Genomic DNA, 19,143 nt, shown 5'->3' with positions numbered 1-19,143 from the left:
GATCAGCCCGATTGTTCGAGTCCGAGGTCGTCGATGATCTGGCCGAAGCGCTCGTACTCTGACTCCATGAACTGGCTGAACTCCTCGGCGTCGCGGTAGACGAGCCCAAAGCCCTGTTCGTCCATGAATGACTGGAACTCGTCGGATTCGTAGACGCTGGTAAAGCCATCCTGGAGGGAGGAGATGCGTTCCTCGTCGGTACCCTGAGGCACCGTCAGACCGCGCCACGCCCCCATTGTGAAGTCATAGCCCTGTTCCTGAAGCGTTGGGACCTCGGGAAACATATCGAGGCGTTCCTCGCCGAACACTGCAAGAATTTCGAGAGGCCCGTCCTGGACCTGACCGGCGACCTCCGGTGCGCTTGCCGCCGTCGCTTCGACCTCGCCGCTGACGACGGCCTGGGTCGCAGGCGACCCGCCATTGTAGCCAACGTGATTGAGCTCGATGTTCGCCTGCTGGGCGAAGCCGGCGGCCGAGAGGTGCCAGATCGCACCAGTCCCGGAGTTAGAAACCCGGATCTCACCGGGGTTCTCCTCGGCGTAGCTAACGAACTCCTCCAACGTACTGTAGGGGGCGTCCGCGGGTACGGTGAGGGTAGCGGGATCGAAATTGTACTGGATAACCGCAGCGAGATCCTCAGGTGTGACATCGGCGATGCCGAGATGCGAGATCGTACAGATTTCGACGGTCGTGACCCCAACGGTATACCCGTTTGATTCCGAGTTTGCGATCGCGTTGAATCCACTGCTACCGCTTCCGCCCGTTTGATTGGTGACGTACAGTGACACTCCAAGAGGATCCTGAGCGAGGTCAGCGAGCTGTCGGCCGGTTAGGTCTGTACCGCCACCGGCTGCCCACGGACAGATCATCTCGATTTCCTGGCTCGGGAAATTCTCCTCGTCCTCGTCACCACCGAGTTGGCCGGCACAGCCGGCGAGACCACCCATTCCGGTGGCACCCAGTGCTGTGAGGTACTTACGCCGACCGATATCGTTATTTAATATCAAATCACGCGTTGACATGCGGCTAAGTGATTATCTATTGTGTTATATAATATTCCCGGTCGGAATCATGCCGTTCGATAAAAGAGGGAATCCATGGCGGATGATTGAACCGGTTCCAATGAGTGGATGCCGACGCGCTCGCCGATCGATCGAGACGGCCATCCGGTCGGTTCAAACGATTATAACTGAATCACGTTTTCGAGTTCGTCTCCAGTATCGAGGGCCCGGACGTTGCGGGCGACGATATCAGCGAGTCGCGGCCAGTGTTGCGGACTATGGCCTGCGTTGTGCGGTGTGATCATGACGTTCTCGAACTGCCAGAGGACGTGATCCGGTGGCAGGGGCTCGGGGTCAGTGACATCGAGTGCGACGTCGCCGATCTGGTTTTTCTGGATCGCGTTGATCAGCGCATCCGTCTCGACGATGGGTCCCCGACCGATGTTCGTCAGTGTTGCATTTGGCGGCAGCGTCTCGAGTGCGTCGGCATCGATCAAGCCGCGTGTCGTCTCGGTGAGCGGGGAGGCGATGACGAGATGGTCCGTGCGCGCGAGGGCGTCGTGAAATTCGGTGGAATCGAAGCCGATCACCTCGTCGGTCGGCCCACCCTTCTCGGGGGTGTAGCGAACGCCAATGGTCTCGACCTCGAATCCGGAGAGGCGTTGGACGATGGCCTGTCCGATCGACCCGAGCCCGACGACGGTGACGGTACTGTCTTTGAGCTCGCCGGCCTGGTAATGGCGCCATTCATGGCGCTGTTCGCGGCGCCAGCCCTCTCGGAGTCGTCGCGTCATCGCCAAGATATAACCAAGAACCTGCTCGGCGATGTTCGGTGCATGGATGCCCGAGGCAGTCGTGGCGGTAACGCCCATCTCCGCGAACGTCTCGAGTGGGAGATGGCTATAGCCAGCGGCGACGCCTGCGAACAGTTCGAGCTGCTCCGCGTGTGCGAGGAGTTCCTCGTCAATAGCGGTCGTCGAGACGACGCGTGTCGTTTGCATGAGTTCGCGCTCCTGGTGTGGCGTGCGAGCGAGTACGATCCGGTGGTCGGGGAGCCGGTCACGAAGTTCGTCTCGGTACTCTGCTACGGGGATCCCGTGGGCTCCGCCGCGGAGGATCAGAACGTCTGGGTCTGGGTTTTCACTCATCTGGTACTCGAGTGTACTGGTGTGAATGCTTGTGTAGGTTCGCCCGGGACTGGCAGACCAGTCACTGAACTGGTGGATGGTGTCAGGGCGTCACGACGAGCTTTCCGACGCTCTCGCAGTCCTGCATCGCTGTGAACGCTGTATCGGTCTCCGAGAGCGGTAGGTCCGGTTGATTTCGGGCGTGAAGGCGTCATTAGAACAGCTACGGCCAACTACTATTGAGCACCCTACGTGACGTCAGGGAGAAACGGCGATGGATCGGTGTGGACGAACTGAACGTAGTCGTCGTTCAACCGTCGGCAGAACAGCCGTAGTTCACCGGTGGCATTGATCGTCTCAAGTGTACTCCGAGAAGAGGCGAGATCGTAGTACGCAGGCGTGAATACGGCGACTTCCTGGTCCGGGTCTTTCTCAACGACGAGCAGGTAGACCAGCCCCTCTTTTTCCGCCCGGAAGACCTCCGAGTCGCTAAACGAGCAGTCGTCAACGAGGGATTCGAGATCTTCATACTCGGGACCAGGAAGCAGGACGTCCAGACCCGTTCGATACTCCGAGTCGACGAATACCGAATCACCGGGATGGAGTTCGAGTGTGGTCCAGCCGCGCTCACGGTACCCCTCCGCACTCACAGTCATATCGTCGATGACGGCCTGCCAGCCGGCTGTCGTCTGTACGGGTGGTGGACCGCCACCGGCAGCGTTGTCGCTCATGTCTCCACCGCGAACGCCGGCGCGAATAAGCGTTGTCCAAGCCCGCAAGCTATTTCTTTGCCGCTCGGCGAATAGCTCTCAGTGCCTGATATCCTATCTCTCACCGGTCTGAAAACACAGTTCAAGACGAATCGTGGTGCAGTAAAGGCCGTCGACGGGATCGATCTCACCATTGAGGAAGGTAAGACCGTCGGGCTCGTCGGCGAATCCGGATCTGGAAAGAGCGTCACTGCCCTCTCCGCGATGGACCTCGTGGACGATCCTGGCGAGGTCGTTGACGGACGCGTAACGTTCCGGACGGCCGATCTGGCTGCGGAACTCATCGAGGAGTTCGACGATGCCCTCGTGTCATACCCGTTCGAACTCATCGAGGCGATCCGTGAGATCGCCGGCGACCTTCGCACCAACACCGGTACCGACGCCGCCACGGCGGAACTGCGCGGAATCGCCGACGACCTCACCGGTCGTCACGATCCCGCGGGACTGGAGGACGATCTCCGTGACGCTGCGACCCGACTCGACGATCGGGTAACCCCCTCGGTCGTTGCCGACGAACTCACGGAGGCCGTTGACGAGACGATAGACGGGTTCGTCTACGTCGACGAGGGTGCACTCACACGCCTCGAAGACGGCGCGTCGCCGACGGAAGCGGGCATCGAGGAGGGTGTGGTCGATCTGACGGCCGCACCCGAGGAAGCGATGCGCCACGTGCGCGGCGGGTCGATGGGGATGATCTTCCAAGACCCAATGACCTCGCTCAACCCGGCGGTCACGGTCGGCGAACAGGTCGCCGAGTCGCTTCGTCTCCACCGGTATGGCGGTCGGAAATCCGATACGTGGTTGAACGGTATCCGGGAGATCCTTCCGAAGCTCGGTGGCCGCAAAGACGACGAGAACGTGATGGCGGACGTCGTCGAGATACTTACAGAGGTCGGAATTCCCGAAGCCACTACACGTCTCGAGGAGTACCCTCACGAGTTCTCCGGTGGAATGCGCCAGCGCGTACTGATCGCCACCGCGCTTGCGTGTCGACCGGACTTACTCATCGCCGACGAGCCGACGACGGCGCTGGACGTGACCATTCAGGCCCAGATTCTCGACCTCATCGACGATCTTCAGGAGGACTTCGGAATGTCCGTCCTAATGATTACCCACGATCTCGGGGTCGTCGCCGAGACCTGCGACCGGGTTGCGGTTATGTACGCCGGCGAAATCGTCGAAGAGGGGCCCGTCGAGGAGATATTCCACAACCCGAGCCATCCCTATACGTACACCCTCCTCGAGTCCATCCCAACCGAGGAGAAGGACCGTCTCACACCCATCGAGGGCAACGTTCCCGACCTCATAGACCTACCCAACGGGTGTCATTTCGCGCCGCGCTGTCCGTGGGAAAAAGAGGAGTGTACCGGGGGCGAGATACCGTTTCTCCAACACGGCCCGTCGGAGGTCGATCATCGCTCGAAGTGTATCCTGGAGGAGTTCGATACGAGCGAATACGGATCGACGGGCGTCGCCAATGATACCGACCACGACATCGGCGAACCCCTTGTCGAAGTCGAGGGCCTCCGGAAGTACTACGAACAAGAAGAGGGGTACCTCGACCGGCTGTTCCCCGGTGAGAAACCGAGTGTGAAAGCCGTCGACGGCGTCGATCTCGACGTACGCGAGGGCGAGACGCTCGGCCTCGTCGGCGAGTCAGGCTGTGGGAAGTCGACTGCGGGACGCGCCATTCTCCATCTCGACCCGCCGACCGACGGGACGGTCGTGTTCGCGGGCGAGGACCTCGGGAGGCTCTCGAAGTCAGAACTCCGCGAGAAGCGAAAGGACATGCAAATGGTTTTTCAGGACCCGATGTCGAGTCTCGACCCGCGGATGACGGTCGGCCAGACCGTCATGGAGCCCCTGAAGATCCACGACCTCGCGGAGGGACGACGCCGCCAGCGGGTGGTCGAACTCCTGGAGGAGGTCGGTCTCGATGCGAGCCAGTACGACCGCTACCCGCACGAACTGTCCGGCGGCCAGCGCCAGCGCGTCGGGATCGCACGGGCGCTCGCTGTTGATCCAGACTTCATCGTCGCTGACGAGCCCGTCTCCGCCCTTGACGTTTCCGTACAAGCGCAGGTCATCAACCTCATGGAGGACCTCCAGGAGGAGTTCGGGCTCACCTACCTGTTCATCGCCCATGACCTCTCGGTCGTCCGGCACATCGCCGACCGCGTTGCGGTGATGTATCTCGGCGAGATCATGGAAGTCGCGAAGACCGACGACCTGTTCGCGAATCCGAAACATCCCTACACTAACGCGTTGCTCTCGGCGATCCCCGAACCCGATCCGCTGGCTGATACTGATGATCGGACGATCCTGCAGGGCGACGTGCCCTCCCCCATCGACCCACCGACGGGGTGTAGCTTCCGGACCCGGTGTCCCTCGATCATTCCCCCCGAGGACCTCGATATCGAGCAGGAGCGCTATCGGGAGGTCATGTTCTACCGCCAGCGCGTCGAAGCCCGCGACATCGACCTGGAGGCTGCCCGAAACCTGGCCGCCAGCCCGGACGAACACGCAGACGATCGCGCGGTCGCCGACGGCGGAAGCGGGTTCGCGACCGTTCTCGACGAGCAATTCTTCGACGGGCCGCTGTCCGGAGAAGCCCGTGATACAGTCGACGAGTCGTACCGCCACCTCGAAGACGGTGACTGGCAGGCGGCTGAGACCGTCCTTCGCGAGACTTTCGAGAGCGTCTGTGAGCGCGCCGATCCAGCACTCGGCGACGACGAGCACCCCGCAGCGTGCCATCTGTACGATAACACGCAGTAAGGAGGGCTTACCCCTCTAGCGGTATTCGTCCGTCCAATTCGGTTCGGTAGTATTATCTATGTAGATGGAAGAATTCACTTCATGGACGGTAACAACAGTCACGTTTCTAGGCGGAGTTTCTTGAAAAGTACTGGAACGGCAACGATAGCAGCGACCGCGACAGGTTCGATGGCCGGCTGTCTTGGCGGTGGCGGTGATGGTGATGGTGACGGCGGCGGCACGCTTCGTTACGGTCGCAGCGCTCACTCCGACTCCCTGGACCCACAGAACTCCACGAGTGGTGAGGTGGCAAAGGTGACCAATCAGGCCTACGAAGGTCTCATCGACTTCCAGCCCGGCGAGGCCGCACTCACGGAAAGTCTCGCGACGGACTGGACGATGGAGGGCGAAAACGTCGCACTGACGCTTCGCGAAGACGTGACGTTTCATGACGGCAGCGACTTTACCGCCGACGATTTCATCGCGACGTACCGCCGTTTCGTCGACGAGGACTACGAGTACTACTTCCAGGACGCCTCCTCCTACGGGCCGTTCACGCTCGGGAGCTGGATCGACAGCGTCGAAAAGAACGGAGACTACGAGCTAAATATCACCCTGACACAGCCGTATGCGCCGTTCCTCCGCAATCTCGCGATGTTCGCGGCGGTCGTTCTCTCGCAGGACGCCATCGAGGGCGACGTCGACCTCAATCAAGAGATGATCGGCACCGGTCCCTTCGAACTGGGCGAGCTTGACGACGCCAACAACCGCATCCAACTCACCGCCTACGACGACTACTGGGGTGACGGTCCTACCGTCGACGAGCTGCTGTTCCTCACACGAGGCCAAAACTCCACGCGTGCGCAGGCACTTCTGGAGGACGAATTGGAGATCATCGACGGACTCGATCCGGACACCATCGAACAGATCAACGGTTCCGATGGGGCAGAAGCCCAGACGGCCGAGGGCATCAACATCGGATACATGTCGTTCAACATGTCCCGCGTCGAGGCGTTCCGCGACCGGCAGGTCCGACAGGCGATCAGTTACGCCATCGACACCCAGTCTATCGTCGAGAACATTTACGCTGGGCTCGCGACGCAAGCGGACCAACCGATCCCGCCCGCACTGTTCGGCCACAACGACGACCTCAGCCCGTATTCGTACGATCCCGAGCAGGCACAGACGCTTCTCGAGGAAGCTGGCTACGGCGATGGGTTCGCCTTCGAACTAACGACGTTCCAGAACGCGCGTGGCTACAACCCTGCGCCGCTTCCGACCGCCGAAACCATCCGGACGAACCTCGCCGACATCGGAATTGAAGTCACGATCGACGAGCGTCAGTTCTCAGATTACCTCACCTACACGAGTGAGGGGCGCCACGACGCCTCGCTTGCGGGCTGGTACACCGACAACGCCGATCCCGATAACTTCTGTTACGTCCTGCTTCACCCCCAGACCGAGGTACCGGAAGGCCAGGACTGGGTGGCCTGGGATACCGAGGGCTACAACACGTCGAACCGCTCGGCGTGGGCAAACCAGGAGTTCATGAGCGTCGTCGAGGAGGCCCAGCAGGAGACTGAGGAAGAACAACGCGCTACGCTGTATAGCGAGGCTGCAGCTATTGCCCATGAGGAGGCACCATGGGTCTATATCGACTACGCTGACGAAGTCCGTGGGGTCAGCAACCGTGTAAGTAACTACACTATCTCGGCCATTGGTGGGCCCTTCCTTCACCTCGTTGAGTTGGAATAATCCACGTTAGCCGGCGAGTTACGAGGGATTTTTACGACTCGAATCCACTCATCTGCGTAATGGTATCAAAGCGATTTATAATTAAACGGCTTCTGTTGCTCGTCCCAGTCTTGTTTGGTGTGGCAACACTGGTCTTCGCTATCCTTCACCTCTCGCCGGGCGATCCTGCGGTCGCGATCGCAGGCGACCGGGCGAGTCAGGCGTACATCGAGCAGGTCCGGGCGGAGTTGGGCTTGAACGACCCCATCTGGCAGCAGTACCTTACCTACCTCGGAGACGTTGTGACGTTCGACTTCGGCAATTCCTACCAAGTGAATCGAGGAACGCCGGTCAGTCAGATTCTCTCCGATCGCCTTCCGATCACCATTGAACTCGCCGTTCTCGGTCAGATAGCGGGACTGACCTTCGGTATCCCACTGGGGATCTTGAGCGCAGTTAAGCAGGATACACTCACCGATCACCTCACACGCGTCGGTGCACTCGGCGGTATCAGCATCCCGATCTATTGGAGCGGCCCGCTTCTGATCCTCCTGTTCGCCCAGTTTCTCGGGATCCTCCCGACGAGTGGGCGCATTGGATCGGCACACTTCATCGACTCAGTCACGGGGTTCATCCTCGTGGATACGCTCCTCGAAGGAGATCTTGAGGCATTCCAGTCAGCGGTTCTCCACCTCCTGTTGCCGGTCGTGGTACTCGGAATCTACTCGATGGCGCTCATCTCACGGATGATGCGCTCGTCGATGCTCGAAGTCATCCGCCAGGATTACATGCGAACTGCCCGCTCGAAGGGACAAGGTGCGAAGATCACGATCCTGAAACACGGCCTACGAAACGCCTTCATTCCCGTGATCACGGTCGTTGGAATCCAGTTCGGCTCGCTGCTGGGTGGTGCCGTCCTCACCGAGACCGTCTTCGAGATCAACGGTATCGGCACGCTGTTGGTCGATGCGATCAATCGAAGCGACTACCCGGTCGTCCAAGCGACCGTACTGTTGTTCGCCGTCCTGTATACGCTCGTGAATCTCCTCGTTGACATCACGTACTCCATTCTCGACCCACGGATCGAACAATGAGCACAGAAATACAAACCTCGACGGAGGGACGTGGCATCGTCGAGCGACTCCGCGCGAGTCCGTTCCTCACGAAGTTGCTGTCGAATCGCCTCGCCATTGTCGGCCTCATCATCATCGTTGGCGTACTCGCCATTGCGGTGTACGCCCGATTCGCCTACGACATTCAGGCGCTGACTGCGACCCAGTACAATACGAACCCGACGGAAGCCCCGCCCAGTGCCCAGTACTGGTTCGGGACGGACGGCCAGGCGAGGGACATCTTCCCGCGCGTGCTGTACGGTGCGTGGTACGCGATGAAGTTCGGTACGGTTACCGTCGCAGCGTCGACCGTCCTCGGCGTGGGACTCGGCATCATCGCGGCCTATTACGGTGACCTCACGGACAACGTCATCATGCGGACCATGGACGTCCTGCTGTCGTTCCCGTCGTTGTTGCTGGCGCTTGCGCTCGTGACCGTCTTTCCGGATTCGCTGGGCCTCTGGCGCGCGGTCGCGGCACTCACGCTCGTCTACACGCCCCGGTTCGCCCGCGTCGTTCGCGGGACTGCCCTAAAGGTCCTTGAAGACGAGTACATCGATGCCACGTACGCACTTGGCGCAACCGATCCGCGACTACTGGTGCGTCACGTTCTGCCAAACTGCCTCGCACCCATCACCGTCCAGTCGACGCTGAACTTCGGGCTGGCCATCATCGACATCGCGGCGCTGTCGTTTCTCGGGTTCGGTGCGAGTCCCGGGTCACCCTCGTGGGGGATGATGCTTTCCAATGGCGTTGAGTTCGGCTTGTTCTCGGGGGCGTGGTGGTGGTCATTCTTCCCCGGGCTGGTGCTCGCGTTGTTGGTACTTGGATTTAACCTGCTTGGCGATGGCATGCGTGACGCCCTCGATCCCCGGATGCGCGATACCGTCGACTGAGACATGGCCGACGACGACAATCGGATTCTCCCCGGCCTCACACGCGCAGTCACATTCGGTGCGATCGGCGGGGGTGGACTCGTCATCGTGTTCGTCGTGGCGGGCTGGTCTCGAAGCGATGCAAGCGCCGTTGCGTTCTCGCTTGCCGCACTCGTCTTCGGCTTCGGTCTGACCGTCTGGGCCAGCACACTGCTGCTCGGTGAGTCGCTTGCGGGTATGCACGCCACGCTCGACCGTGACTGGAACGCTGCCGACACACAGTGGGCAATGGCGATACTGACCATCGTTGGGGCGGCTGGGATGGTGAGTGCATCAGTTGTGACGATCCTTCTGGGAGGATGACTACGGTGTCGCTCGTGATTCGCTGTGCGAGAGGAGGAGGAGACACGAATGGTCACACCATCTTCGTGTAGACATAGCACACACGAACACCAAGACGACTTAAGGAAAACAGGTACCTGTGAACGATCGTTAGGGCGTAACGACGAGCTTACCGACGCTCTCGCGGTCCTGCATCGCTGTGAACGCCGCACCGGTCTCCGAAAGGGAGTAAGTCCGGTCGATTTCGGGCGTGAACGCGCCGTCGTCGACGAGTTCCACGAGCGTCTCCAAGTCGTCTTGGGTCCCCATCGTGCTCCCGATGATGCGTTTGTGCCCGAGGAAGAGATCGGGAATGTCGATTTCGGACGTCCCACCGGCCGTCCGCCCACAGACCGCCATCCGGCCGTCACGCCGGAGGACGTCCAACCCGAGTTGAGTATACGCACCGCCGAGGTGGTTGAGCACGCCGTCGACCGGCTCGATATCGGCGATCGCCTCCTGGATCGCGTCCGGATCGGTATCCTCGATTGCGTGATCGAGCCCGAGGGATTCGAGCCGATCGAGTTTCGCCCGCGAGGAGGAGGTCCCGACGCTGTGGGCCCCGAGGACGCCCGCGAGTTGGACGCCGGCGACGCCGACGCCACCGGTCGCACCCGGGACGAACACTAGATCGGCCGGTCCGGCCTCGATCCGGCGAAGCATGTGGTAGGCGGTCATGTACGCCGTCGGCAGCGCGGCCGCCTCGACCGTTCCCACACTATCGGGGAGCACAATGAGGCGGTCGGCTTGGACGCAAGCGGTCTCGGCGAGCCCGCCGTGATACAGTGAAAAGTTCTCACAGAGGTTCTCCGGGCCCTCTCGGCAGTAGCGACACGTTCCACAGGTCTCGTTCGGACAGAGGACGACCCGGTCGCCAGGCTCGACGTTCGTGACGTCCTCGCCGATATCTCTGACAACGCCGGCGACGTCGAGGCCGCTGACGAACGGCAGATCGTCCGTATCGACCATTGCAGAGTCGCCCTCAAGGATCCAGAGGTCGTGGCGATTGATCGCGCAGGCCTCGACGTCGACGAGCACCTCTCGACGCTCGGGTTCGGGGGTTGGTTGGTCGACGATCGAGACACCATTCGGACCAGTGAGATCGGTGAACGCTGCGGCGCGCATTGGGTAGGTGTTTACGTGAAACAGGCGCAAAGCCTCGCCCTTCAGGGCGGGGATACGCGCCGTAATTCTCGTTAATCTTCCGCTGTCGAAAGCACTGCCGGGGTTCTGTCGGTACGTTTAAGTAGCAACCCGACCATAGTATACATAGATGGTGAAGAGTACCCGTCACGCGAAATACGAACTCTACTACCACATAGTGTTCATCCCGAAGTACCGGGAGCCGCGTCTGACGGGCGCAACCAAAGAACGTCTCAAAACCATCTTCGCGGAGATATGCGACGACAAAGACCTCGAACTCGTAGAGGTCGAAATCATGCCCGACCACGTACACCTGTTCGTGGGAAGCCCGCCGCGCAACGAACCCTCGTTGCTCGTCAATTGGCTGAAGGGCATCTCCGCGCGGTACTACAATCAGCGATACGACGACCGTATCAAATGGACGCGCTCGTACTACGTCGGAACGGCGGGTAGTGTCTCGAAAGACGCCGTAGAGCAGTATATCCGCGAGCAACACAACGCATGAAACGCGTCAACACCTTCCGAGTAGTCCCACAGTCCGACGCGGACGAGGAGTTGCTTCGCCGGTTGTTGGACGCTTCAGCCGCTCTCTGGAACGAACTGAACTACGAGCGTCGGCAGAACTACTTCGCCGCCGACGATTCGAGCGTATGGGATACCGACGAGTACCGTGGACGCTACAACGGTATCGTCGGGTCCGCGACCGTTCAACAGCTCACGCGAAAGAACAGCGAAGCATGGCGGTCGTTCTTCTCGCTGAAGGAAAGTGGCGAACACGCGAACCCACCGGGATACTGGGGCAACGAAGAGGACGGGCGAACGCTCCGCACCTACATCCGTTGCAATCAGTACACGCTCGAATGGGGGAAGCGTAGTCGTCTCGAAATCCCCGTCGGGCAAGACCTGAAAGAAGAGTACGGTCTTGGCTACCACGAGCGCCTTCGCCTCGAAGTGCGCGGGGACCCGAAGTGGGATGGCAAACAGGGCCGTCTCGAAATCGCCTACGATGAAGCGAGCGATACGTACAGAGCCTTTCAACCTGTCACCGTACCTGATTCTCGGCAGGATTCACCACTGGCGGATGAAACCGCCGCTCTGGACGTAGGCGCAAACAACATCGTAGCCTGTTCGGTTTCGACCGGCTCGCAGTACCTCTACGAAGGGCGCGACCTGTTCGAGAGATTCCGTGAGACGACGACGGAAATCGCCCGCCTACAGTCGAAGCTTCCCGACGGGCGCTACAGTAGCACCCGTATTCAACGGCTCTACCGACAACGGACGCGCCGACGGGACCACGCGATGCACGCGGTTGCCCGCGACCTCGTAGAACGGCTCTACGACGAGGGCGTTGCGACGGTGTACGTCGGGGACTTAACCGACGTTCTCGAATCGAATTGGTCGGTTCGGGCGAACACGAAAACGCACAACTTCTGGGCGTTCCGCGCGTTCATCAACCGTCTCGCCTGCGTTTGCGAGGAATACGGTATCGTCCTCGAAGCGCGGTCGGAAGCGTGGACCTCGCAAGAGTGTCCCGACTGTGGCGAGCGAGAGGCGACTGTGCGCCACGAGGATACGTTGACGTGCTCCTGCGGTTTCGAGGGACACGCGGACCTCACGGCGTCGGAGACGTTCTTAAAACGCGAAACGAGCGGCGAAGTCGGGCCGATGGCACGGCCTTCACGGTTCAAGTGGGACGACCATTCATGGTCAGCGTCATCATGCGCTTGTCTCAACGAACAGCGTGAGAACCCGCAAGTTGCCTCCGTGGGTCGGTAGCCGAACCCCCAACGGAGGAATCTCGCCCCTTTAGGGGCGGGAGGATGTCAATGGCGATGTAGTTAGCAGTATGGTCGGGACCGATGTATGTCGGATCGGTAGCGTTCTCGACCGGGACGGCTGGATCTCGAGAGTGAACTCGCTGGTTGCAGTCTCGCGACCGCTCGGTTCCTCGAATCGATAGCAGAGCTGGGGTCCCCTCGGGAGTACCACCTTCGATCCACGCTGGGTCCACGAGGCGATACAGCCGTACGGTGAGGCGTCGGACATGATCTCAGTGAACGAGGACTGATGACCACCGTACGCTCAAACTGTCGACGCCGAGCCATCCTGTATCCTCGTTGAAGAGGTCTCACTCGTTACGCGTGCAATCTACAAGATGTAGCGTATTGCCTATGAGAGCGAGGATCGGAATCGACTCAACAGTATGTCGAACTCTCCCGAGATTTCGTACCAAGAGGGTGGTCAAAGCGGTCGTCTCTGGTTACATACGGTCAGATCACAACCATTCTTCCGAGTGTGTAATTGCTCTATCCACTCGTCTCGATCCTTGTCCCCATAGCAATCATCGAACGCTGTCAAGTGAAGTACTATCGGTATCAGGTGATAGCATACAACTATATACGAGCAGTGCGTAGCTGAAACACACAACGAGTGACATGGGAGACGGGGATGTAGTACTCGACCGACGATTCGATGTCGACCCCATCGAGGGGACAGAGGTCGTCCTCTCGGCGATCGAGAGTTCGGCCCATCCCGGCGGCTACTCGTACGGGTTTCAGTACTTCCAGCCCGTGGAGAATGACGAGATTCTCCGGTACGACAACTCGAAGGTTCCCCAACACGGCGCGGGGTATCACCATCGCCACTCCGATACCGACGCCGAGATCACCGAGATCGAGTTTACCGGCCTTCGCGATCATGTCACTCGGTTCCTGAACGAGGTGGACGAACTCAATGCAACCCGATAACCGATCCGACGATATGGCTCCCGAAGAGCTCAACTGGCCCGAGACGCTTCGCATCACAATCGCCACGCATGAGGAGGCTACCGAGCGTGCGCTCAAGGCTGCCGACGCAGCCGAGGGGGGCGAACAGACGCCCGCCGAGATCTCGTTTGCGAGTGCGAACAAACTCCGGAAATTGCTCACCGACCGCCGCTTCGAGGTCATCCGGTCGCTAATGGACGACCCCGCCAATAGTATCTCGGCGCTCGCAAAGCGTCTCGATCGAAGCTACTCGGTCGTCCACGAGGACGTCGAGGTGCTCGCTGAGTACGGGATCATCAAATTCCGTGGGGATGCGAGCGGTCGAGCACCCTTCGTCCCCTACGAATCGATCGACGTCTCGGTGACGATCCACGGGTCGAAGTCTGAAGACACTGAGGCGGCCGCGTAGCAAACGTTCTCGTATTCGACTGTGATCAACAGACTCTAGCTGGAATACCCAAAACGACAGCCGTCAATGTCCGAAAAACGGGACGAGAGGACACGCAGTAATGACATCCTCCCCGGCGTTCACGCCGGGGTTTCCCGTACCGCGTTGGGATAGTAGGGTTCGAGGTTCTCGGCCTGTTCTCGCGGGGCGAAACGGGCCTCGCTATGGTCGAACAAGTGAACCGCTGGTTGTACCATCCAGCCGTTATCCCTATCCTAGCCACCATCGGTGGCGAGATTCGGAAGTACGGGAACGATCCGGAGGCGCTTCTGCGGTCGGGCGTGTAGTCGACTCACCAGCCACATTTCCCGTCGAGTACGCCGCTCCTAGTGCCTGACTGATCCGATTCGTGCGTCGTCCGTTCTGCGTTGACCGTGACCACGCAAAGCGACGGGATACCTGGTGGTATCGATGAGGCTAAACTGGTTCTACAGACGTTCTCCGCCGTAGAAACGACAGATACATCCCTCTGAGAACCCTCCCTGTAGAGGAGGGACTGTTGTGCCATCCGGAGAAACAACCAGGCACACCTCACCACCCCGACAATGGCAAACACGGACTTCGTTCCATCGAGAACTACCAGGACCGACGTACAGATCGGATTGACCGTCGCCGACCAGCGAACCGGCGACCGCCGACAGGTGATCTACGCCGACTCACGGATCGTCCTCGTCCGCGACGAGGCGGACGCGACGACGCTGATACCCCGCAGGACGTTCGAAACGGAGCTGGGCACTCGATATCACGTCCGCCCCAACGCTGCTCCCTCCATCGATGGCGGGCAGTACGAGCGACTTCGCGCTCGTCTCGCCGAGTACGACGAACAGGACGGTCGGAAGGCACACCACAAGGCCGACGCACTGCGGGAGGCACTCGACCTCCTCGCCGACACGGGCACGGACACGAAGGCTGAGGAGACGAAAAGCGATGACGACCAGGAGGTCGCGTTCGAGGAAATCCCTGGAATCGGCCCGAAGACGGCCAGCCGCCTTCGAGGGCTGGGAATCGTGACCGTCACCGACGTGGATGGCGCGACCGACGACGTGTTGCGTTCGATCCCGGGGGTCGGGCCCGACGCCCTCGAGAAGATCCGCGCGTTGGTCGAAGAGCGACGATAGTCGACGTCGAGGCGCTTTCAGACGCCATCGAACGGATCGAAGCGTACAGAAAACAGTTCGACGCAAATGCTCCTGACGCCGTCTCCCTCGTCGAAGCCAGTCGGGACATGGCAACTGAAGACGCATGGGAGGCACTCTCTGCGTGGAAAATGCTCGAACGAAGAGTGGCTCTCCTTGATGCGGCGCGGCGTGAGCACCCAGCCTCCAGTCGCACCCCTGGACAGATCGATGCCTAACAGCCCGGACTGAATATCGGATACTCGGTAGGGCTCATGCCGGAGCTGGCGTACCGATAGTTTACATGATTTGGAACTATACGGATACGTAGTTCCGCTGGACGCAACGACAAAACGATTCCTCCGACACCATGAACAAGTACGACGACCTTTTCGAGGAGACGGCCCCGGATGACAGCGTCTTTGCGGATAAAGGTGCACTCGATCCATTAGCTGAACCGGATGAGATCATGGCTCGCGACGAGCAGGAACGGGAACTCGCGACGATCTTGAACGGCGTGTCCGAAGGCTATCTTCCGCCGACGGTCTCGATTCACGGGCCACCGGGAGCAGGAAAAACCCTCACTGCCCGACGGATTGCCGAGGAGTTCGCCACTCGACACGAGGAGCTTGCCGTCGAGTACGTCAACCTCAAGGAATGTCGAACGATCTTCAGTGCGGCCAACGAGATCCATCTCGAACTGATCGGCGAGCGCAAGAAGTCGTATGAAGGTCTTGACGGCGTCTTCGAGGGAATCTGGGTCGCCCTTGAGGGGTATCCGGAGTATACGGTACTGATCCTCGATGAGATCGACCAGCTCCAGCACGATACGAACTACGATCCAAACGAGTTCTTCTACCGATTGTTACGTGGCGAAGGGAAGCTCAAGCGTGGAATATCTCTTTCAGCCTGGCTCATCAGCAATCAGCTCGTGGAGGTGGATCTTCGTCTCGATAGTCGCGTCGAGAGTACGATGGGAAACGAGGAAGTGTTTTTCGGGCCATACGGTCCCAACGAATTAGCCAAAATCCTCCTTCCACATCTAGAGCGTGCGTTTACCGAGGAATCTTACGTACCAGAGGCAGTAGAGCATGGGATACTACAGGCTGCAACTCGCTGGGGCGATGCACGCAAGGCTCTGACCCTCTTTCGGAATGCGGGAGAACTAGCAAATCAGCGTGAATTAGCGAGCGTGACGATCGAGTGCATCAATGACAGTCTTGAAGCGACCGAACAGGACGCAATTATGGAAAAGCTAGCTCAGCTGCCGGCCAATCATGTAGGTGTCTTAGTAGCAGCTACCAGTTGGACAAATAAACAAACAGGAGAGATCGTCCAACCAGTAACGACAGAGCAGATACGCAAGTCGATGGAAACAGAGACTGCCCTGGACGCCCCACTAGGAAAACGGGCAATTCAAAACGTCGTTACGGATCTCGAAACGATGGGATTACTCGAAGCCTGGATTGAATCACGAGGGCAAGAGGGACGAGTGAAGCAACACAAAACGACGTTTGATCCCCAGCTCGGCAAAGAGATCATAGAGAACCACCCCGACTTTATCTGACTCACTGTTCGAATCGAGGATAGAGAAGAACAGTCGCGGCAGTCAACTCGTAGTAGTAGCGATGTTCTATTGGTGATCGTCTCATGATGCTTGATCTCCTAGAGCTACTTTCATCGAAAGTAGCGAGAAGGAGGCCGCAACCGCCTCGTATCGTCCATTCGAGACGATACGAGGCGAGAGACCCACCGCTCATCAACCGTTTAGTACAGACAGCAGTACAAGTGAAGAAGAGTACTCAAACAATGGCGGTGGAACAACGGGCTGGAATGGCGTCATTCTAGCGCCCCTCGTTCGTGTGGTCGCTACTTTCGGCGACAGTGTCCTTCGTGCTTGCTTTCTCACCAGTGTCGGCCTCGTAGAGCTCCCAGAGCGCGTCGGGGATCGAATCGGCGGTGGCGACCAGCCGTTTGTTCGCGCCCTCCTTGGTGCCGCTTCCTGCTTGGAGTTCGAAGGCCTCCCACTCGGTGCTGAGGGCTTCGAAGGCGTCGCCGACCGTTTTGTGAGTGAACTCGACGCCCAGTCCGTGGCCCATCGTGAGTATAGTCGGGACGTCGACGGCCCCGCCCTCGCCGATCGGGTTCGTCTTCTGGGTGATCTGGCGGAGGATCTCGTTACGTGCGAGGCGTTTGGCCCGCTCTTTTTTCGTTCCCGTTTGGTGGGTGCGTTGGGACCGGACCTGGGCCTGCAGATGATCGACCGCGGTCTCGAGGGTGTCCAGGCGATCGATGATCGCATCGACCTTCGCGATCGGGTCGGCGTCGGCCGGGGCGTCGCTCAGGCCGTGGAGCAATCGTCTGATGGCGGCCATCTCGAGGGAGTCCTGTCTAAGCATCTCGCGTTCCAGTCGCTCGAGACGGGGTTCGACCGGTTCGTCGGAAGGCTCCTCAGAGCGTGACATGGCCTTCCTCCGGCGCGCTCTTTGTGATGCGTTCGATTTCGAGTAGGGTGAGGGAGGCCCGTTGGGTTGTGGCGTCCATCGTGACGCCGAGGTGGCCCTCGGCCAGCAGTTCGGTCGCGCCGAGAGTCGGGTCGGTGATGGTCGACTGGCAGTCCCGACAGTAGATGTGTGGGATGGTCCATTCGTCGTCGCCGGCATAGCGCACGACGTACGCGCTGACGGGGTCGCCCTCGCCGAGGGTACTCTTGCAGTACTGACAGCGGGTCTCGAGAATCGGGAAGCCAGTAAGGAGCTGTTCGGCTGGGGTCGTGATCAGCATTCGTGGACCTCGCAGTCGTCGGTGTGGAACGTGGGTCGGTAGAGGTCCGTTTCATGGATGGACTCGTGACCGCAGGCCGTACAGCGCCAATAGGTGGTCGCGTTCGGGATTTCGGGTGGTTCCCAGTGTGGGCCCGTGATGTGCTGTTCGAGAGTTGATGAGCCGATACTGTTTTCTGGCGGTGAGTGGCTAGTGTTCATTGCTTCTCCTGCCTGAGAAGCTCGGTCGCGTGTCCTACCACGCGGCCACGAATTGATTTGTGACGAAACCGACCTTCTCGAATAGTATAACAAGTCTGCCTCCAATATAGTTTACGGAAGTCTATTTCTACCATCTATAGTCATGTTCATTTTCGGCGTTAAAGACAATACCCTTACAGCAGGCGGGAGTAATCCCTAGACGATCGAACATGGCGTTGTCTGAGGAAGATCTCAACGAAATGGATCGCTGGATACTGGCGTTCCTTGATGAACACGAATGGGCGACCCCGAATCTACTACGGCAATTCTACAGCGACGAGATCAAGGAGGTGAGCAGACAATGGGTCAGTAACAGGATTGGACGGCTTGTAGAACATGATCATCTCGAACGTGTTCATCCAGATGCCTACGAGGTTGAGTTGATTACGGATCCGAGAGAGGATTGATTCCGTCCCACTAATGTGTTTTGCAAGATGAAGAAGTCTCTTCTAAGATCTTTGGAACACAGAATCTAGTATAGATACAGCATCTTTTTACCCATAGTCGAATTTCGTTTCAGTATGAATGGAAATAGAATTCTCGTGACAGGTGGTGCCGGATTTATCGGCTCGAATCTCGCCAATCATCTCGTAGAGAATAACGATGTCATCGTCGTCGACGATGGCTATCTTGGAACACCCGAAAACCTCAATGATACCGTTGAGTTCCAAGAGAAAAGCGTGTTAGACGACGATCTGCCGACCGAGGTGGACGTCGTGTTTCACCTCGCGGCACTATCCTCGTATGCGATGCACGAGGACGATCCGACGAAAGGAGCGCGCGTCAACGTCGAAGGGTTCGTCAACACCGTCGAGCAAGCCCGCGACGACGGCTGTAACACGGTCGTCTATGCCTCGACCTCCTCGATCTACGGCAATCAGACCGATCCCTC

The 19,143-nt window shown here is 59.3% G+C and carries 20 protein-coding genes; 13 read left to right on the top strand and 7 right to left on the bottom strand.

All coding sequences use genetic code 11. The annotated features are described in order from the left end of the window. Nucleotides 1-2: 2 nt before the first annotated feature. The 3 genes from EAO80_RS06795 to EAO80_RS06780 all read right to left on the bottom strand — a co-directional run bounded on the left by EAO80_RS06795 (nucleotide 3) and on the right by EAO80_RS06780 (nucleotide 2,859). Complete coding sequence (locus tag EAO80_RS06795; RefSeq protein ID WP_245998498.1) at nucleotides 3-1,022, bottom strand: Bug family tripartite tricarboxylate transporter substrate binding protein; 1,020 nt, start codon at nucleotides 1,020-1,022, stop codon at nucleotides 3-5. Nucleotides 1,023-1,183: 161 nt separating this feature from the next. After that, nucleotides 1,184-2,149: a D-2-hydroxyacid dehydrogenase gene (locus EAO80_RS06790; protein WP_122089174.1), complete on the bottom strand. Its 966-nt coding sequence runs from the start codon at nucleotides 2,147-2,149 to the stop codon at nucleotides 1,184-1,186. Nucleotides 2,150-2,376: 227 nt separating this feature from the next. Further along, a complete protein-coding gene (locus EAO80_RS06780; RefSeq protein WP_122089173.1) occupies nucleotides 2,377-2,859 on the bottom strand; it encodes a DUF7529 family protein in 483 nt (160 codons plus the stop codon). A gap of 81 nt (nucleotides 2,860-2,940) precedes the next feature. On the opposite strand from EAO80_RS06780, the gene EAO80_RS20590 reads away from it, so the two are divergent. The 5 genes from EAO80_RS20590 to EAO80_RS06755 all read left to right on the top strand — a co-directional run bounded on the left by EAO80_RS20590 (nucleotide 2,941) and on the right by EAO80_RS06755 (nucleotide 9,739). Further along, entirely contained in the window at nucleotides 2,941-5,676 is a 2,736-nt protein-coding gene (locus EAO80_RS20590; protein ID WP_122089172.1) for an ABC transporter ATP-binding protein, read from the top strand. An 81-nt stretch (nucleotides 5,677-5,757) separates the two neighbouring features. Next, on the top strand, nucleotides 5,758-7,410 hold the full coding sequence (locus tag EAO80_RS06770) for an ABC transporter substrate-binding protein (protein ID WP_122089171.1): 1,653 nt from the start codon (nucleotides 5,758-5,760) through the stop codon (nucleotides 7,408-7,410). A 59-nt stretch (nucleotides 7,411-7,469) separates the two neighbouring features. Then, nucleotides 7,470-8,483, top strand: a complete 1,014-nt coding sequence (locus tag EAO80_RS06765; RefSeq protein ID WP_122089170.1) for an ABC transporter permease — start codon at nucleotides 7,470-7,472, stop codon at nucleotides 8,481-8,483. Beyond that, nucleotides 8,480-9,397 carry an ABC transporter permease gene (locus EAO80_RS06760; RefSeq protein ID WP_122089169.1) on the top strand — a complete coding sequence of 306 codons (918 nt, stop codon included), beginning with the start codon at nucleotides 8,480-8,482 and terminating at the stop codon, nucleotides 9,395-9,397. Before EAO80_RS06765 ends, EAO80_RS06760 begins: the two co-directional genes overlap by 4 nt. 3 nt (nucleotides 9,398-9,400) lie before the next feature. After that, entirely contained in the window at nucleotides 9,401-9,739 is a 339-nt protein-coding gene (locus tag EAO80_RS06755; protein ID WP_122089168.1) for a DUF7268 family protein, read from the top strand. Between the two features lie 129 nt (nucleotides 9,740-9,868). On the opposite strand, the gene EAO80_RS06750 is transcribed toward EAO80_RS06755, so the two are convergent. Beyond that, a complete protein-coding gene (locus tag EAO80_RS06750; RefSeq protein WP_122089167.1) occupies nucleotides 9,869-10,882 on the bottom strand; it encodes an alcohol dehydrogenase catalytic domain-containing protein in 1,014 nt (337 codons plus the stop codon). 148 nt (nucleotides 10,883-11,030) lie between these two features. Here EAO80_RS06750 and tnpA point away from each other — a divergent pair, with 148 nt between their 5' ends. From tnpA to EAO80_RS06715, 6 genes are all read left to right on the top strand, one after another. Beyond that, nucleotides 11,031-11,405, top strand: coding sequence for an IS200/IS605 family transposase (gene tnpA, locus EAO80_RS06745; RefSeq protein ID WP_122089166.1), 375 nt, complete (start codon nucleotides 11,031-11,033; stop codon nucleotides 11,403-11,405). After that, nucleotides 11,402-12,676 (top strand): RNA-guided endonuclease InsQ/TnpB family protein, encoded by a 1,275-nt coding sequence (locus EAO80_RS06740; RefSeq protein WP_122089165.1) that lies wholly within the window; start codon nucleotides 11,402-11,404, stop codon nucleotides 12,674-12,676. The genes tnpA and EAO80_RS06740 overlap by 4 nt, the downstream gene beginning before the upstream one ends. 659 nt (nucleotides 12,677-13,335) lie before the next feature. Next, nucleotides 13,336-13,647 (top strand): toxin-antitoxin system TumE family protein, encoded by a 312-nt coding sequence (locus EAO80_RS06735; RefSeq protein WP_122089164.1) that lies wholly within the window; start codon nucleotides 13,336-13,338, stop codon nucleotides 13,645-13,647. Nucleotides 13,648-13,660: 13 nt separating this feature from the next. Next, nucleotides 13,661-14,074, top strand: a complete 414-nt coding sequence (locus EAO80_RS06730; protein ID WP_122089163.1) for an HVO_A0114 family putative DNA-binding protein — start codon at nucleotides 13,661-13,663, stop codon at nucleotides 14,072-14,074. Nucleotides 14,075-14,658: 584 nt separating this feature from the next. After that, nucleotides 14,659-15,231, top strand: coding sequence for a helix-hairpin-helix domain-containing protein (locus tag EAO80_RS06725; RefSeq protein ID WP_122089162.1), 573 nt, complete (start codon nucleotides 14,659-14,661; stop codon nucleotides 15,229-15,231). Between the two features lie 367 nt (nucleotides 15,232-15,598). Then, the gene (locus tag EAO80_RS06715) at nucleotides 15,599-16,795 is read left to right on the top strand and encodes a Cdc6/Cdc18 family protein (protein ID WP_122089161.1); all 1,197 of its coding nucleotides are present in this window, start codon (nucleotides 15,599-15,601) and stop codon (nucleotides 16,793-16,795) included. 277 nt (nucleotides 16,796-17,072) lie between these two features. On the opposite strand, the gene EAO80_RS06710 is transcribed toward EAO80_RS06715, so the two are convergent. The 3 genes from EAO80_RS06710 to EAO80_RS19565 are packed head-to-tail and all read right to left on the bottom strand — an operon-like array spanning nucleotide 17,073 to nucleotide 18,212. Beyond that, nucleotides 17,073-17,693, bottom strand: a complete 621-nt coding sequence (locus tag EAO80_RS06710; RefSeq protein ID WP_122089160.1) for a hypothetical protein — start codon at nucleotides 17,691-17,693, stop codon at nucleotides 17,073-17,075. Further along, complete coding sequence (locus EAO80_RS06705) at nucleotides 17,680-18,012, bottom strand: PHD finger domain-containing protein (protein WP_122089159.1); 333 nt, start codon at nucleotides 18,010-18,012, stop codon at nucleotides 17,680-17,682. Before EAO80_RS06705 ends, EAO80_RS06710 begins: the two co-directional genes overlap by 14 nt. Next, complete coding sequence (locus EAO80_RS19565; RefSeq protein WP_162993910.1) at nucleotides 18,006-18,212, bottom strand: hypothetical protein; 207 nt, start codon at nucleotides 18,210-18,212, stop codon at nucleotides 18,006-18,008. The genes EAO80_RS06705 and EAO80_RS19565 overlap by 7 nt, the downstream gene beginning before the upstream one ends. Nucleotides 18,213-18,421: 209 nt before the next feature. Between EAO80_RS19565 and EAO80_RS06700 the strand changes: the two genes are divergently transcribed. Both EAO80_RS06700 and EAO80_RS06695 read left to right on the top strand, forming a co-directional pair. Next, entirely contained in the window at nucleotides 18,422-18,658 is a 237-nt protein-coding gene (locus EAO80_RS06700; protein ID WP_122089158.1) for a MarR family transcriptional regulator, read from the top strand. A 114-nt stretch (nucleotides 18,659-18,772) separates the two neighbouring features. Continuing rightward, nucleotides 18,773-19,143 (top strand): NAD-dependent epimerase/dehydratase family protein (locus tag EAO80_RS06695; RefSeq protein WP_122089223.1); only part of this gene is annotated, 371 nt, incomplete at its 3' end.

It is taken from the genome of Halalkalicoccus subterraneus (genome assembly GCF_003697815.1).
Classification (GTDB): Archaea; Halobacteriota; Halobacteria; order Halobacteriales; family Halalkalicoccaceae; genus Halalkalicoccus; species Halalkalicoccus subterraneus.
The sequence above is the reverse complement of the archived record's forward strand: the minus strand, read 5'-3'. Positions and strand labels throughout refer to the sequence as shown.

Excerpts from the sequence above, each read along its gene's own strand:
- EAO80_RS06705 (WP_122089159.1), bottom strand. The coding sequence starts at position 18,012 with ATGCTGATCACGACCCCAGCCGAACAGCTCCTTACTGGCTTCCCGATT.
- EAO80_RS06700 (WP_122089158.1), top strand. The coding sequence starts at position 18,422 with ATGGCGTTGTCTGAGGAAGATCTCAACGAAATGGATCGCTGGATACTG.
- EAO80_RS06735 (WP_122089164.1), top strand. The coding sequence starts at position 13,336 with ATGGGAGACGGGGATGTAGTACTCGACCGACGATTCGATGTCGACCCC.
- EAO80_RS06715 (WP_122089161.1), top strand. The coding sequence starts at position 15,599 with ATGAACAAGTACGACGACCTTTTCGAGGAGACGGCCCCGGATGACAGC.
- EAO80_RS06790 (WP_122089174.1), bottom strand. The coding sequence starts at position 2,149 with ATGAGTGAAAACCCAGACCCAGACGTTCTGATCCTCCGCGGCGGAGCC.
- EAO80_RS19565 (WP_162993910.1), bottom strand. The coding sequence starts at position 18,212 with ATGAACACTAGCCACTCACCGCCAGAAAACAGTATCGGCTCATCAACT.
- EAO80_RS06760 (WP_122089169.1), top strand. The coding sequence starts at position 8,480 with ATGAGCACAGAAATACAAACCTCGACGGAGGGACGTGGCATCGTCGAG.
- EAO80_RS06710 (WP_122089160.1), bottom strand. The coding sequence starts at position 17,693 with ATGTCACGCTCTGAGGAGCCTTCCGACGAACCGGTCGAACCCCGTCTC.
- EAO80_RS06730 (WP_122089163.1), top strand. The coding sequence starts at position 13,661 with ATGGCTCCCGAAGAGCTCAACTGGCCCGAGACGCTTCGCATCACAATC.
- EAO80_RS06725 (WP_122089162.1), top strand. The coding sequence starts at position 14,659 with ATGGCAAACACGGACTTCGTTCCATCGAGAACTACCAGGACCGACGTA.
- EAO80_RS06755 (WP_122089168.1), top strand. The coding sequence starts at position 9,401 with ATGGCCGACGACGACAATCGGATTCTCCCCGGCCTCACACGCGCAGTC.
- EAO80_RS06770 (WP_122089171.1), top strand. The coding sequence starts at position 5,758 with ATGGACGGTAACAACAGTCACGTTTCTAGGCGGAGTTTCTTGAAAAGT.
- EAO80_RS06740 (WP_122089165.1), top strand. The coding sequence starts at position 11,402 with ATGAAACGCGTCAACACCTTCCGAGTAGTCCCACAGTCCGACGCGGAC.
- EAO80_RS06795 (WP_245998498.1), bottom strand. The coding sequence starts at position 1,022 with ATGTCAACGCGTGATTTGATATTAAATAACGATATCGGTCGGCGTAAG.
- EAO80_RS06750 (WP_122089167.1), bottom strand. The coding sequence starts at position 10,882 with ATGCGCGCCGCAGCGTTCACCGATCTCACTGGTCCGAATGGTGTCTCG.
- tnpA (WP_122089166.1), top strand. The coding sequence starts at position 11,031 with ATGGTGAAGAGTACCCGTCACGCGAAATACGAACTCTACTACCACATA.
- EAO80_RS06780 (WP_122089173.1), bottom strand. The coding sequence starts at position 2,859 with ATGAGCGACAACGCTGCCGGTGGCGGTCCACCACCCGTACAGACGACA.
- EAO80_RS06765 (WP_122089170.1), top strand. The coding sequence starts at position 7,470 with ATGGTATCAAAGCGATTTATAATTAAACGGCTTCTGTTGCTCGTCCCA.